At 73.2% G+C, this 14,682-nt stretch carries 12 protein-coding genes; 9 read left to right on the top strand and 3 right to left on the bottom strand.

Going from position 1 to position 14,682, the window contains the following annotated elements:
- Positions 1-60 precede the first annotated feature (60 nt).
- The 7 genes from IE237_RS09620 (at position 61) to IE237_RS09590 (ending at position 7,580) form a co-directional block, all read left to right on the top strand.
- Positions 61-1,431: an MFS transporter gene (locus IE237_RS09620; RefSeq protein ID WP_189801370.1), complete on the top strand. Its 1,371-nt coding sequence runs from the start codon at positions 61-63 to the stop codon at positions 1,429-1,431.
- Positions 1,428-2,051, top strand: a complete 624-nt coding sequence (locus IE237_RS09615; RefSeq protein WP_189801369.1) for a GNAT family N-acetyltransferase — start codon at positions 1,428-1,430, stop codon at positions 2,049-2,051. Before IE237_RS09620 ends, IE237_RS09615 begins: the two co-directional genes overlap by 4 nt.
- Before the next feature lie 108 nt (positions 2,052-2,159).
- Positions 2,160-2,567, top strand: a complete 408-nt coding sequence (locus IE237_RS09610) for a YciI family protein (RefSeq protein ID WP_189801641.1) — start codon at positions 2,160-2,162, stop codon at positions 2,565-2,567.
- An 8-nt stretch (positions 2,568-2,575) separates the two neighbouring features.
- Positions 2,576-3,733: an RNA polymerase sigma factor gene (locus tag IE237_RS09605; protein WP_189801642.1), complete on the top strand. Its 1,158-nt coding sequence runs from the start codon at positions 2,576-2,578 to the stop codon at positions 3,731-3,733.
- Between the two features lie 244 nt (positions 3,734-3,977).
- Entirely contained in the window at positions 3,978-5,177 is a 1,200-nt protein-coding gene (locus IE237_RS09600; RefSeq protein ID WP_189801368.1) for a S8 family peptidase, read from the top strand.
- A gap of 145 nt (positions 5,178-5,322) precedes the next feature.
- On the top strand, positions 5,323-6,978 hold the full coding sequence (locus tag IE237_RS09595) for a serine/threonine-protein kinase (RefSeq protein WP_189801367.1): 1,656 nt from the start codon (positions 5,323-5,325) through the stop codon (positions 6,976-6,978).
- Entirely contained in the window at positions 6,975-7,580 is a 606-nt protein-coding gene (locus tag IE237_RS09590) for a hypothetical protein (protein ID WP_229842484.1), read from the top strand. Before IE237_RS09595 ends, IE237_RS09590 begins: the two co-directional genes overlap by 4 nt.
- 69 nt (positions 7,581-7,649) lie before the next feature.
- On the opposite strand, the gene IE237_RS09585 is transcribed toward IE237_RS09590, so the two are convergent.
- Positions 7,650-8,321: a response regulator transcription factor gene (locus tag IE237_RS09585; RefSeq protein ID WP_189801365.1), complete on the bottom strand. Its 672-nt coding sequence runs from the start codon at positions 8,319-8,321 to the stop codon at positions 7,650-7,652.
- Positions 8,318-9,508 carry a sensor histidine kinase gene (locus IE237_RS09580; protein WP_189801364.1) on the bottom strand — a complete coding sequence of 397 codons (1,191 nt, stop codon included), beginning with the start codon at positions 9,506-9,508 and terminating at the stop codon, positions 8,318-8,320. Before IE237_RS09580 ends, IE237_RS09585 begins: the two co-directional genes overlap by 4 nt.
- Positions 9,509-9,620: 112 nt before the next feature.
- Here IE237_RS09580 and IE237_RS09575 point away from each other — a divergent pair, with 112 nt between their 5' ends.
- Positions 9,621-11,222 (top strand): DUF1349 domain-containing protein, encoded by a 1,602-nt coding sequence (locus tag IE237_RS09575; RefSeq protein ID WP_229842483.1) that lies wholly within the window; start codon positions 9,621-9,623, stop codon positions 11,220-11,222.
- Between the two features lie 272 nt (positions 11,223-11,494).
- Entirely contained in the window at positions 11,495-13,072 is a 1,578-nt protein-coding gene (locus IE237_RS09570; protein WP_189801640.1) for a TROVE domain-containing protein, read from the top strand.
- Positions 13,073-13,082: 10 nt separating this feature from the next.
- On the opposite strand, the gene IE237_RS09565 is transcribed toward IE237_RS09570, so the two are convergent.
- Positions 13,083-14,630, bottom strand: a complete 1,548-nt coding sequence (locus IE237_RS09565) for a serine hydrolase (RefSeq protein ID WP_189801363.1) — start codon at positions 14,628-14,630, stop codon at positions 13,083-13,085.
- Between the last annotated feature and the right edge of the window lie 52 nt (positions 14,631-14,682).

Genomic DNA, 14,682 nt, shown 5'->3' with positions numbered 1-14,682 from the left:
GGATTCATGTGAGGCTAAAACATTGGCCCCGGGCTGTGCGGACCGGCCACCGTTCCGGGCATGCCCACCTTCCTCCCGGCCTCCCGGAGCGCGCGCTCCGGGCGGCGCACACAGCCCGACGACCCCCGTGACGCGCGGTCCCCCTGGAGCACGAGGGATTTCCGTGTCCTGTTCTCCGCCTCCGTACTGAGCACCCTCGGGACGAACGTCACGTACGTCGCCGTCCCCCTGGTCGCCGTCCTCGCCCTGGACGCGGGGCCCGGCCAGGTCGGCCTGCTCGCCTCCCTGAGTACGCTCGCGTTCCTGCTCATCGGCCTTCCCGCGGGCGCGTGGGTCGACCGCCTGCGTCACCGCACGGTCCTGATCGTGGCGGATCTCCTGCGCGCGGCGCTGTTCGCGTGGATCCCGGTGGCCTGGTGGTGCGACGTCCTGACCTTCGGGAGCCTGTGCGCGGTGGTGCTCCTGAGCGGGGCCGCCACGGTCCTCTTCGACGTGGCCTCGCAGAGCGTCCTGCCCCGGCTCGTCGGGCCCGCCGCCCTGATCCCGGCCAACTCGGCCGTGGTGAGCCTGATGGCCGCGGGCAACGTGGCCGGACGGGGAGCGGGCGGCGCACTGGTGCAGTTCCTGGGGGCACCGCTCGCGGTGGTGTGCGCCGCGGCGGGCCACCTCGGGTCGGGGCTCCGACTGCTGAGGATGGGGCGCGGCGACGCCCGTACCGCCGTCCGTGGGGCTCCCGCGGGAACCGCCGCCCCCGGCCCGCGGCCGAACCTGCGCGCCCAGATCGCCGAGGGGCTGCGTCATGTCCTGCGCCATGCGGAACTGCGCGCCCTCGCCCTGACCGGCGCGCTCGGGAACCTGGGGACGGTCATGGTGAACACGATGCTCCCCGTGGTGTTCACCCGCGAACTGGGCCTGTCGGCGGGTGCGCTGGGGCTGTTCTGGGGGGTCGGGGGCGTCGGGCTGTTCGTCGGTGCCCGCTGTGCCCGTCCTCTGGCCGACCGGTTCGGCCATGGGCGGGGGCTGGTCCTGGTCGGCCTGTGCACGGCCCCGGCCGGTCTCCTGGTGCCCCTGATGGACCGGGGCGTCGGGCTGTGGGCGGCGGGCGCCGGATGGTTCGCGTTCGCCGTGCGGACGGGGACGGCCAATGTCCTGGGCGTGAGCCTTCGTCAGCGGCTGACCCCGAACGACCTCCTTGGCCGCATGAACGCCACCTTCCGCTTCCTCCTCACCGGATCGATGGCCGTCGCCGCCGCGCTCGCCGGCGTCGTCGGTGCGCATCACTCGCCGCGCGCGGCCCTCTGGGCCGGCGGATGTGTCCTCTGTCTGAGCTTCCTCCCGACGCTCCTGTCCCCGCTGCGCCGGCGCAGGGAGCTCCCGGCCGACGAAAATGCCTGCGGGAGCGCTCCCAAGATGGCAGGGTGCACGGGATGACGACCGAACCGTTCATCCGCCCGTACCGGCCCTCGGACCGTTCCGCGCTCGGCGACATCTGCGTCAGGACGGCCCACGCGGGCGCGGCCGCGTCGCCCCTGTACCCCGACCCGGAGCTGCTCCCGACGATCTTCGCCTACCCGTACGTCGAGCTGGAACCCGACTTCGCCTTCGTCCTGGACGACGGCGCCGGCGGTGCCGTCGGCTACGTCCTGGGGGTTCCGGACACGGCCGCCTTCGCCGGACGCTTCCGCACCGCGTGGCTTCCCGGGGTGTCGGACCGCTATCCGGCCCCCACGGGGCCGGCCACCACGCCGGCCGAGGAGATGACCGGACTGCTGCACACGCCGGAGCGGATGGTCCGCGACGAACTGACCGGATACCCCGCCCACCTGCACATCGACCTGCTGCCCGCATGGCAGGGCCGGGGGCACGGCCGCGCCCTCATCGGCACCCTCCTGGAGGCCCTGCGGCGGCACGGAGTCCCGGCGGTGCACCTCTGCATGGCGCAGGCGAACACCCCGGCCCGGGCGTTCTACGACCGCCTCGGCTTCCTGCCGCTGGCCGTGGACGACCCCGGCCCCGTCTGGTACCTGGGCAGGCCGACCACGGCGCCGTGAGCGAGGCGCCGAAATTCATTCGGACGGCGATGTCGAGAACCCGTGGCCTGCTCCGTCCCCGGTGTGAGAGCGACCAGAATGGGCCGCACCAGCACCGAGGAGCACACCATGGCCAAGTACCTGCTGCTGAAGCACTACCGAGGCGCTCCGGCCGCGGTCAACGACGTGCCCATGGAGCAGTGGACGCCGGACGAGATCTCGGCCCACATGCAGTACATGCGGGACTTCGCGACCCGTCTCGAAGGGACCGGAGAGTACGTCGACGGGCAGGCGCTCGCCCCCGGGGGCACCTTCGTGCGGTACGACGGCGAAGGCCGCCCGCCGGTCACCGACGGCCCGTTCGCCGAGACGAAGGACCTCATCGCCGGCTGGATGGTGATCGACGTCGACAGCTACGAGCGCGCCGTCGAGCTCGCCGGGGAACTCTCGGCCGCCCCCGGGGCCGGCGGGAAGCCGATCCACGAATGGCTGGAGCTGCGCCCGTTCCTGGCCGAGCCGCCCACCATCACGGAGTGAGCGCCCCCATGGACGAGGCGCTGCTCCGGAGCCTCACCCCGGGCGTCCTCACCGCCCTCGTCCGCCGCGGAGCCGACTTCGCGGCGGCCGAGGACGCCGTGCAGGACGCCCTGGTGGAGGCGGTCCGCGTCTGGCCGGCCGACCCTCCCCGGGACGCGAAGGGCTGGCTGGTCACCGTGGCCTGGCGCAAGTTCCTGGACGCCGCGCGGGCGGACACCGCCCGCCGCCGGCGCGAGGACCTCGTAGACGAGGAGCCGGCGCCCGGGCCCGCGCCCGCGGTGGACGACACGCTCCAGCTCTACTTCCTCTGCGCCCACCCGTCACTGACGCCGTCGTCGGCGGTCGCGCTCACCCTGCGCGCCGTCGGCGGCCTGACCACCCGCCAGATCGCCCGGGCCTATCTGGTGCCCGAGGCGACCATGGCGCAGCGCATCAGCCGCGCCAAACGCACGGTCTCCGGCGCCCGCCTCGACCGCCCGGGAGACGTCGCCACGGTGCTCCGCGTCCTGTACCTGGTCTTCAACGAGGGTTACTCCGGCGATGTCGACCTCGCCGCCGAGGCCATCCGGCTCACCCGGCAGCTCGCCACCGCGATCGACCACCCGGAGGTGGCGGGGCTGCTCGCCCTCATGCTGCTCCACCACGCCCGGCGCGCCGCCCGGACCGCTCCCGACGGCAGTCTGGTCCCGCTGGCCGAGCAGGACCGCCGCCGCTGGGACACCCGGGCGATCGCCGAGGGCGTCGCGATCCTCCAGGCGGCCCTCGCCCGCGACCGGCTCGGCGAGTTCCAGGCGCAGGCCGCCGTCGCGGCACTCCACGCCGACGCGCCCACGGCCGGGGAGACCGACTGGGTGCAGATCGTCGAGTGGTACGACGAGCTCGCGCGCCTGACCGACAGTCCGGTGGTCCGCCTGAACCGGGCGGTCGCCGTCGGCGAGGCCGACGGAGCACGCGCAGGCCTGGCGGAACTCGCCGAGCTGGACAGCTCCTTGCCCCGGTACGCGGCCGTGGCGGCGTACCTCCACGAGCGCGCCGGTGACCTCATCACGGCGGCGCGGCTGTACGCCGAGGCGGCGAAGAAGGCGACCGACCTCCTGGAGCGCGACCACCTGACCCGCCAGGCGGCCCGTCTCCACACCCTTCTCGACGCGCACCGGCACGGCTGACGGGTCGCGGCCGGCGGGAGGTCATCTCTTCGGCCGGCGCCGCCCGTCGGCGAACGTGGGTATTTCACGGAGGAGTTCGCGGTGCGACGTGTGCGTCGTGGAGGTGATGCGGAGAGCCTTTTAAGAAACCTTGTTGAAGAACCCCTTACCCCTGGTTCGCACTTGATTTGCTCCTGCCAATCCGCACAGGGTTCTCTCGAACGTTTGACGCCCCACACGTCAACACGAGGAGAGATCCCTTTTCATGGCAACTCACAAGCGATCCAAAGGTCTTCGCAACGCGGTCATAGCCACTGGTGTGGCGGGTGCCGCCGCCGCGGCGCTCTTCGCGGGCAATCTCGCCGGGGCCGCCGCCCCGGCCGAGGGGACCGTGCACGGACTCGGCGCCCCGGGCGCCGTCGACGGCAGCTTCGTCGTCATCCTCGACGCATCCGCGAACAAGGCGGAGCTCGCGAAGAAGTACGGGGGCACGCTCCAGCGCTCCTACGGCTCCGAGGTCAACGGCTTCTCGGCCTCGGGCCTGACCGTCCAGGAGGCCAAGCGGCTCGCCGCCGACCCCGCCGTCGGGACGGTCGTGCAGAACAAGCGCTTCAGCATCAAGGAGACCCAGGAGAAGCCCCCGTCCTGGGGCCTGGACCGGATCGACCAGGCCGAGACGGCCGGCGACGACAAGTACACCTACCCCGACGGCGGAGGAGAGGGCGTCACCGCGTACGTCATCGACACCGGCGTCCGGATCACCCACCAGGACTTCGGCGGCCGGGCCACCCACGGCTTCGACGCCGTGGACAACGACGACTCGGCCGACGACGGCAACGGCCACGGCACCCACGTCGCCGGCACCATCGCCGGTACCTCCCACGGCGTCGCCAAGAAGGCCAGGATCGTCGCCGTGCGGGTGCTCGACGACAACGGCTCCGGCACCACCGAGCAGGTCGTGGCGGGCATCGACTGGGTGACGAATAACCACTCCGGACCCTCCGTCGCGAACATGAGCCTCGGCGGCGGCGCCGACGAGGCGCTCGACGCCGCGGTCCAGCGCGCCATCGCCTCCGGCGTGACCTTCGCGGTGGCAGCCGGCAACGAGTCCTCCGACGCCGGCCAGGGGTCGCCGTCCCGGGTGCCGGAGGCCCTCACGGTGGCGTCCAGCACCAAGGACGACGAGCAGTCCGACTTCTCGAACTTCGGTGCGGTGGTGGACCTGTACGCCCCCGGCTCGGAGATCACGTCGGCCTGGAACGACAGCGACACCGGCGTCAAGACGATCTCCGGGACGTCCATGGCCACACCCCACGTGACCGGTGCCGCGGCCCTCTACCTGGCGGCCCACCCGTCGGCGACGCCCGCCGACACGGCCGCCGCGCTGACCGGGGCGGCCACGCCGGACGCCATCAAGAACCCCTCCTCCGGCACGGCGAACAAGCTCCTGAAGGTCACGCCGTAACCGCACCGCACACCGGACGGCCCCCCACGATCGTGGGGGGCCGTTCCCCTTTTTGTACAGATGTCCTCTGTTGCCGGGAACCGGCCGTGGCGAGAATCTGTCACTGTGGAGGGAAGGCTGCCACGGCGCCGAGGGGGGAACGGGGATGAGCGCATGGGTCGTCCCGGGATACACGGAATCCCGGGAACTGGGCTCGGGCGGCAGCGGACGCGTGGCGCTGGCCACGCACGACGCGACCGGCGTACCGGTGGCCGTGAAGTACCTGAACGAGCGCCTCCGTTCCGACGCGTCGTTCGTCCGCGGATTCCGCTCCGAGGCCCGGCTCCTCGGCGCCCTCGACACCCCCCACGTCGTGGGGCTCTACGAGTACGTCGAGGCTCCGCAGGGCGCGGCCATCGTCATGGAACTGGTGGACGGCGTCGCGCTGCGCGCCCTCCTCGCCCGGGAGGGCTCGACCGGCCCCGAGGCCGCCCTCGCGGTCCTCAAGGGCTCGCTCCTCGGCCTCGCCGCCGCCCACCGGGCGGGCGTCGTCCACCGCGACTACAAGCCCGAGAACGTCCTCGTCGCCGCCGACGGATCCTCCAAGCTCGTCGACTTCGGGATCGCCGCCGGACGGGACAGCAGCCCCGGCATCGCCGGGACACCCGCCTACATGGCGCCCGAGCAGTGGAACGGCGCCCCCGCCTCGCCGGCCGCCGACGTCTACGCGGCGACAGCGACCTTCTTCGAGTGCCTCACCGGCCGCAAGCCCTTCGCCGGGGACAACTTCGCCGAACTCGCCCTCCAGCACCTGGAGGCGCCCGTGCCCGACGGACAGGCGCCGGAGCCGCTGCGCCCGCTCATCCGCCGGGGACTCGCCAAGGCTCCGCACGAACGGCCCGAGAACGCCGACGCGTTCGTCAGCGAACTGGAGTCGGTCGCCACGGCCGCGTACGGACCGGACTGGGAGGAACGGGGCCGGGGCCGGCTGGCGGCCCTCGCCGCACTCCTCCCGCTGCTCTTCCCCTCCTCCGGCGGTACGGCCCAGGGCACCACCGCGCTCGCCACGACGACCCTCACCGCACCACCGGCGCGGCGCCCGCGCCGGAGGCTCCCGCAGGGACTGCCCGCGGGCGCGGCCGCGCTCGTCCTCGCCCTGCTGCTCGCCCTCGCCGCGCGGGCCGGGGGAGCGGAATCGGGCGGCGACGAGGCGGCGCAGGCCTTCGCGACGACGAGCACGTCACCCCGCACGGGTCCACCGGCCCCGAGCACGTCTCCGACGCCCACACCGACCTCGACGCCGACGACCGAGGACCCCTCCGCCTCACCGGCCACTCCCTCGACACCGCCTCCGGACCCCACGACGGACACCCCCACCACGACGGCACCGCCCCCACCCACCACGACGGACCCGGCGCCCCCGACCACCACGCCACCCACCACGCCGCCCACGACTCCCCCCACCACCCCGCCGACGACGCCCCCGACACAGCCACCGGTCTCCGTCACGGCGGTGTCCGTGACGAGCCTGCGTCAGACCGGACCGACGACCGCCGAGGCCACGGTGGAGATCACGACGGACGGAACGGGCCCCGTGGCGCTCGTCCTGGAGTGGTTCACCGGCGACGAGCCGGGCGCGCCGGGCGCACCGGACGGCACCGAGACCGTCCGACGCGAAGGGGCGGGCCGCTACACCCTCACGCTCACGCACGCGGTCCGGGGCGCCGGCTGCTACTGGGGAGCGCGCGCGACCACGGACCCGGCCGCCCCGAACGGCGGCTCCTTCCAGCAGATCTACATCCGGCGGTGTGTGATCACGTGAACGACGACGACTACAGCGCCACCGAACTGGGCAGCCACTGGTTCGAGCGCCCGACACCGGACCCCACACCCGACCGCGTGGAGGGCGAAGTCCTGCGCTTCGGCCCGGGAGTGACCGCGGCCGCCGCCCGACGCGCCGAGAACACGCCCACGGCGGCGCAGATCTGGCACGGCACCCTCCCCGGCACCCCACCACCCGGCCGGCCCCGCTCCCGACGGCCGCTCCGGTACGTGCCGGCGGCCGTGATCCTGCTCGCCGTCCTGGCATGGCTGGCGTGGCGGGAGTACGGTCCCCAGGTCGCGGTCCAGGACGTCGCGGTGACCGCCCCCGAAGGGCGGCTCGGCTGCGACGGCACGGCGAACGTCCTGGGCGTCGTCCGCACCGACGGCCGCCCGGGCACGCTCACGTACCACTGGGAACGCAGCGACGGCACCCGCTCCGCACCCCTGCGGGAGACGCTCACCCGCGGCCAGAAGGAAGCCCGCCTCCACCTCCTCTGGACCTTCCAGGGCCCGGGAACCCACCGAGCGGTGGCACGCTTGGTGATCACGTCCCCCACCCCTCACACGGCGGAGGACACGTTCACCTACCGCTGCGGGTGACTCCGGAAGGAGGGACGCCTGCGGCTGCCTGTCCGATGAGCGGCATGGGGCGGCGCGCGTGGCGTCCCCTCAGGCCGTCGGGGTGTCGCCGATGCGGTACCCCACCCCGGTCGTCGTCGTGATGACCGGTGGGCTGCCCAGCTTGCGGCGCAGGCGGCCGACGGTGACCGTCACGGTGTTGGTGAACGGATCGGCGTTCTCGTCCCACACCTGCTCCAGGAGGTCCTCGGCGCTCAGGAATCCCGGGCTGGCGCGCAGGAGTGCCTCCAGGACGGCGAACTCCTTGACGGACAGGGCGAGCGGGCGGCCGTCCCGGTGGGCGGTGCGGCGTACCGGGTCCAGTTCGAGACCGGCGGCGCGCAGCGTGCGGGCCCGGGCGGCCGGTCTGCGGCGGGCCAGCGCCCGGATGCGCAGGACCAGTTCGGGGAAGTGGAAGGGTTTGGCGAGGTAGTCGTCGGCCCCGAGGGTGAGACCGCTGACCCGGTCGCCGGGTGCCCCGGCCGCGGTCAGCATCAGCACCATCGGACGGTCGTCCCGCCCGGTGATCATCTGGCAGAGCACGTCACCGTGGATCCCTGGCAGGTCCCGGTCGAGGACCACCACCTCGTACGCGTTCACGTCGAGCTTGGCGGCGGCTTCCAGGCCGTCGTGCGCGAGGTCGACGGCCATCCCCTGATCGCGCAGTCCCTCGGCGACGACCTCGGCGAGCGACCGCGCGTCCTCCACGACCAGAACCCTCACGCCGCCACCTCCGCCCGCACCGCGTCGCCTTCCGGGACGGCCGGGGGCAGCGTCACCGCCACGCGCAGACCGCCTTCCGGTCGGGCACGGAGCACGAGACGGCCGCCGTGCGCGGCGACGATCGCGGCCACGATCGACAGTCCCAGGCCCGAACTCCCCTCCGATCCCGTACGGGCGGTGCCGAGCCGTTCGAAGGGCTGTCCCAGCCGGTCCACCTCGTCCTGGTCCAGGACGCGCCCGCCGGTCTCGACGACCAGGCGCGCCCCGGAGCCGTCGCTGTCGGCGGTGACCCTGATCCAGCCGCCCTCCTGGTTGTGCGCGATCGCGTTGTCGACCAGGTTCTGTGTCATCCGGGACAGCAGCACGGCGCTGCCCCGCGTCCGGGCCTCCGGCCGTACCCCGGCGTCGAGGCTCAGGCCCTTCGCGGCGATGTCGGAGGCCCGGGCGTCCAGCGCGTTCCGCGCCAGCTCGCCCAGCGACACGAGGGTCCGGTCGGCGAAGGCGCCGTGCTGCGCACGGGCGAGGAGGAGGAAGCCGTCGAGCAGGTGGTCCACACGGTCCAGCTCGGTCCGTACCCGGCCGGCGAGCGCGAGCGTCTGTGCCTCGGGCCGTGGTTTGGCGACGGCCACGTCCAGCGACGCCCGGATCGTCGCCAGCGGCGTACGCAGTTCGTGCGAGGCGTTCCCGACGAAGCGGCGCTGCGCGACGAAGGAGGCCTCGAGACGTTCGAGGAGCCCGTCGACCGTGTCGGCGAGCTCCTTGACCTCGTCCGAGGGGCCGGTCACGGCGAGCCGCTCGTGCAGGTTCTCCGCGGTGATCCGCCGCGTCGCCGCGGTGATGAGCCGCAGCGGCCGCAGGACCCGGACGGCCAGGAGCCGGCCGAGCAGGAGCGACAGGCCCGTCATCACGACCAGTGCGACGAGCGAGCCGACCAGCCACCGGTGCTCCTGCTGGCCCTGCGCGTCCGCGAGTTGTGTCTGCAGCTCCCGGATCCGCTGCTGGGCGGCGACGAGCTCGGGCGGACCGCCGGGGACCGGTGCGGGGAGGTTCCCGGGAGCGGGCGTGGACAGGCGGACCCCGGACATCAGGTAGGTCAGGGCGAGCAGCGCGATCCCGGACGCGAGGAACCCCGCGGCGTACAGGATCGTGAAGCGTCGTCCGACAGTCCCGCCCCGCAGCATGCCCATGGTCCTCTCCCCGCGTGTGTCCGACCGGACCCAGCATGCCCCGCCGCACCTAACAACGAGGTGACAGGCACGGTTCGGACCGTGTCACGGCGGCACCCGTAGAACCGTGGTCATGTCTTCGACAAACGCACTGCGCCACGCGGTCCACCGGGAGTGGACCGGCTTCCGCCGTCCGGGCCGGATCGTCGCCATGGCGGCGGCGATGGCGGCCGTCATCGTCCTCGGCCTGCTCTACGCCTTCGGCAACCACGCGTCCTGCGACGGCCCGTGCCCCTCCGATCCCCACGGACCGGACGGCTCCCTCGTCAACGACCAGTTCTCCCTCATGCACCAGGACCTGGGAGAGAACGGCAGCATCACCGTCCGGATGACGTCCATGAAGGGCATCATCACCTACCCGCCGCCCCACCACGACAAGCTCGTCCCCGGCCTCGTGCCCTGGGCCAAGGCCGGGATCATCATCAAGGACGGCGTCCGCCCGGGCTCCTCGTACGCGGCGCTGATGGCCACCGGCGGCCACGGCGTGCGGATGCAGTACGACTACCTCCACGACATCGCCGGGAGCGCCGGCAACGGGGACGGGGTCTCCGCCCGGACTCCCCGCTGGCTGCGGCTGACCCGGTCCGGCGACACCGTCACCGGGCACGAGTCCGCCGACGGCGAGCGGTGGGTGAAGGTCGGCGCGGCACGGCTGCCGGGGCTGCCCGAGAAGGTGCAGGTCGGCCTGTTCGCCACGTCTCCCGGCGATCTGACGCTGGTCGGTACCGGCCTCGGCGGCGCCACGGAACAGGTGCGCTACACCCAGGCCGGCGGCGTCTTCGACCACGTCGACCTCAAGGGCACGGTCACCGGCGCGCGGTGGCGCAGCGACACCGTGGGGGAGGCGAACCGGACCGACTGGGAGAAGTACTTCCAGGCATCCGGCGCGGTGGAGAAGAACGGGACGGTCACCGTCACCGGAGCCGGTGACATCGGCCCGGCCGGCACCGAGGACGGCGCCCGGCCGGTGGAGCGCACCCTCGGAGGACTCGGCCTCGCGCTGATCGTCGTGCTCGTGGTCGCGGTGCGGTTCGCCACCACCGCGTACCGCCGGGAGGCGACGGGTGGCGTGCCGGTCACCCGCGGGGAACTCGCGGCGAAGTCGATCGTCGTCGCGGGCGTCACGTTCGTGACGGGTCTCCTGGCCGTCGGCATCGTGGTGCCCGTCGGCGCGGCGGTCCTGAAGGGGAACGGGATCCCCGTCCTCGGGGTGTCCGCGCTCACCGGAGCGCGGGTCGTCGTCGGCACGGCCGTCGCCCTCGCCCTGTCCGCCGTGCTCGCCCTCGCGCTCGGCGCCCTGCTGCGGCGCGCCTGGCTCGCCGTCCCGGTCGCCGTCCTGGCCGTCGTGGTCCCGTACGTGGTCACGTCCTTCCCGCTGCTCGCCGACGGCGTGGCACAGTGGCTCCTGCGCGTCACCCCGGCCTCCGGCTTCGCCGTCCAGCAGTCCCTCGTCGAACATCCGCAGGTGATCGCCCACTACGCGCCCTCCACCGGCTACTTCCCGCTTCCCTGGTGGGCGGGCGTCGGCGTCCTGGGCGCGTACGCGGCGCTGCTCCTGGGGCTCGCGCTCAGGCGTGTCCCGCAGGGAGTCACGAGCCCGGTCGTACCCGTCCGAGGCACGGGTCTCGGCCGCGGGGACAGCGGACAGGACCCGCGGAGCCAGGACCCGCGTTAATCGTTGGTGTGCGGGGCGGTGGGGCTTGTACGGTGGGCACGCGACCGCGCCTCCGATGCGCTCGGCTGCGGCTACTTCTTCTGAAACCCAAGTGATGCCGCCGCCATTCTGGATCTCGGCAGGCGCGGGCGCTCCGCCCCGCAGGACGTTGTGCCCGGGGCCGTCCGATCCTTTGAATCCGGGGGGATTCACTGCCTCGTCACACCCCGCGCGTCTCCAAGATGTGGTCCGAACTGCTGGTGGCCCCGCACATCCTGGCGACCGCCCGCTCCATGCCTCCGTCACCACCACGGCTCCACCGCAGGCCCGGCGGGCCGGACCCCCGTACGTATCCGGGGGGTCCGGCCTTCGTCCGGGAGCCCCGCGACGAGCTCTTCCTCCTCGCCGTCGGCAACCTCGTCTCCCAGCGGACCTTCTACGAGAGCGGCGAGGAGCGCGACGCGCGGTACACCCGGCTCGTCGGCGAACTCGCCGTCCAGGACCCCGAGTGGACGGCCGGCCTGCTGCGCTGGCTGCGCGCCGAGGGCAACATGCGCACCGCGTCCCTGGTGGGCGCCGCCGCGTACGTCCGGGCCCGGCTCCGGGCCGGGGCCACCGCAGGCCCCTCCAACCGGTCCGTGATCGACTCGGTCCTCCAGCGGGCCGACGAGCCCGGCGAACTGCTCGCCCACTGGATCTCGGCCTACGGGCGGAACGTGCCGCAGCCCGTGAAGCGGGGCGTCGCCGACGGAGCGCGCCGGCTCTACACGTCCCGGTCCCTGCTCAAGTACGACACCGCCTCCAAGGACTTCCGCTTCGGCGACGTGCTCAACCTGGTGCACGCCGCTCCCGACCCGGACAAGCCCTGGCAGGGGGCGCTCTTCCGGTACGCCCTGGACCGCCGCCACCACCCGGAGCGGGCGGTCCCGCCGGCCTCCGACCACCTGCTGACCGCCCATCGGGCGCTGATGGAGACGGCGGCGGACGAGCGGAGAGCGGTGGTGACCGGGCCGGGCGGCTCCGAGCGGCTCGCCGCGGCGGGCATGACGTGGGAGGCCCTGGCGGGCTGGCTCCACGGACCGATGGACGCCGCCGTCTGGGAGGCCGTGATCCCCACGATGGGGCCGATGGCCCTCCTGAGGAACCTGCGGAACTTCGACGAGGCGGGCGTCTCGGACGAGGTCGCCGCACGGGTGGCCGAACGGCTCTCGGACGCCTCCGAGGTCGCCAGGTCCAGGCAGTTCCCCTTCCGCTACCTGGCGGCCCACCAGCACGCGCCGTCCCCGCGCTGGGCGGCCCCGCTGGAACGGGCGCTGGGCCACTCCCTGGCCAACGTACCGGCGCTGCCCGGCCGCAGCCTGATCCTGGTGGACCGGTCCGACTCCATGTTCTGGGACACCGTCTCGGAGCGGTCCAGGCTGACCCGCGCGGACGCGGCCGCCGTGTTCGGCACCGCGCTTGCCATGCGTGCCGAGCAGGCGGATCTGGTGGAGTTCGGCTGGGGAAGCGCCACGGTGCCGTTCGCCCAGGGCGAGCCGGTGCTCGACGTGCTGAAGCGCTTCCGCAGCCTCGGAGGCACGTACACGGCCAAGGCACTGCGGAAGCACTATCAGGAACACGACCGGGTCCTGATCGTCACCGACGAGCAGGTCGCCCCCTACGACTCCGGCAGTGCGACCGATGCGGTCCCGGCCGGCATCCCCGTCTACACCTGGAACCTGGCGGGATACCGCCCCGCCCACGGCCCCGCGGGCCCCCACCGCCACACCTTCGGCGGTCTCACGGACGCCGCGTTCCGGATGGTCGGCCTCGTCGAGGCGGGCCGAGAGGCCGTATGGCCGTGGGCGTCGGGGACGGAGGACCGGGCCTGAGGCGCCGCGCTCACGTGCCGTCGGTCCGGGTGAACGTGCCCAGGCCCTCGGTGTTCAAGTACTCGACGGTGAACGACTTCCCGTCCGGGGTGAAGGTCACCCCGGTGAGGCCCACGGCGTTCTCTCCGGCCGTCGGGAAGCTGAACGTGTCGCCGGCGTAGTGCGTCATCCGGTAGTTCTGGGGCTTCGGGCCCAGGCGGAGCGTCAGCGTGCCGTCCGGACCGGTGACGACCTCCGCACGGCCGTAGTAGGAGCTCTCGAACGTGCCGGTGTACGTGTCGGTGGGCCGCGCGGGCGCGGCACCCGACGGCGGGTGGGCGTAGTCGGTCTTCGAACGGCCCTCGTCCGCCTGCGCCCGGTACAGCGCGTCCACCAGGGGGATCCAGTCGCGGCTGATCTCCCCGGTCTGCGCGATGTCGAAGAAGTCGAGCGCCACGGCGTCGGCGACGCCGACCGGCGAGGTGTTGGTGAGGACGACGATGCCGAGCTGCTCACCGGGCAGCATCGTCACGTTGGTGTGCGCGCCCTGGGCGAACGCGCCCGTGTGCGAGAGCCTGAGCCGGCCCTCGTCGTCGTAACTCACGTTCCAGCCGAGGCCGTAGAAGCCGGTCCGCCCGGCCGGGGCGTGGGGCGGACTCGCGACCGACTCGGGCCAGTGGGTGCGCTCCAGGGCGTCGGCGGCGATGATCTGCCTGCCGTCGAGCTTGCCGTCGCCCAGCTGCAGCTTCAGCCAGGTCGCCATGTCGCGGGCGCTGGAGCTGACGCCACCGGCGGGGGACTGGGCGTCGGGGTCGCGCACGAACTCCGGCTTCCAGACGCCGTCGACCTCGACGTGGCCCCAGGCCCTGTCGGACGCCCGCGCGTAGTCCTCGAAACGCGAACTGGTGGAGTTCATCCCGGCCGGCCGGTAGAGCGTGTCGGCGGCGAGCTTCTCCCAGGGCACGCCCTTCTCGTCGGCGACCGCCTGCGCCGCCGCCGTCAGGCCGAAGTTGGTGTAGGCGTAGCTCGCGCGGAACGGCGCGAGGGGCTCGTACCGCAGGTGGGACAGGATGTACGAGCGGTCGTAGCCGAGGTCCTCCAGCAGGTCACCGGCGTGATCGGGGAGGCCGCTGCGGTGGGAGAACAGGTCGGCGACCGTCACGTGCGAGGTGACCCACGGGTCCTTGAGGGCGAAGCCCGGCACGTGCGGGGCGACCGGCCGGGTCCAGCCCTCGGTGCCCACGGCTCCGGAGACGACGGTGGAGGCGATCGGCTTCGACACGGAGGCCAGCTGGAAGACGGTGTCGGCGTCGACGGCGGCGCTCTCGCCCGCCTTGCGTACGCCGTACCCCTTCAGATGGATCACCTTGCCGTCGTGGACGACGGCGACGGCCACCCCCGGCACCCCGGTGCGCTTCATGGCGCCCTCGACGACTCCGTCGAGACGGTCGACGGCGCGCTTCACGTCCGCGTCGTCCAGCTGGGGAGGCGGCTGGGCGGGAGGCGGCGAGGGGCCGGGTGCCGCCGCACCGAGCAGCGCGGTCAATCCTGCCGCGGCAAGCCATCGAACGGTGCTCACCTCTCCATTCAACGGCCTGCGCCGAGCTCTGTCGCGCGCTGGACGTCCCCCC

The organism is Streptomyces tanashiensis (assembly GCF_014648895.1).
Lineage (GTDB): Bacteria > Actinomycetota > Actinomycetes > Streptomycetales > Streptomycetaceae > Streptomyces > Streptomyces tanashiensis.
This window is presented reverse-complemented; position numbering and strand designations above follow the sequence as displayed.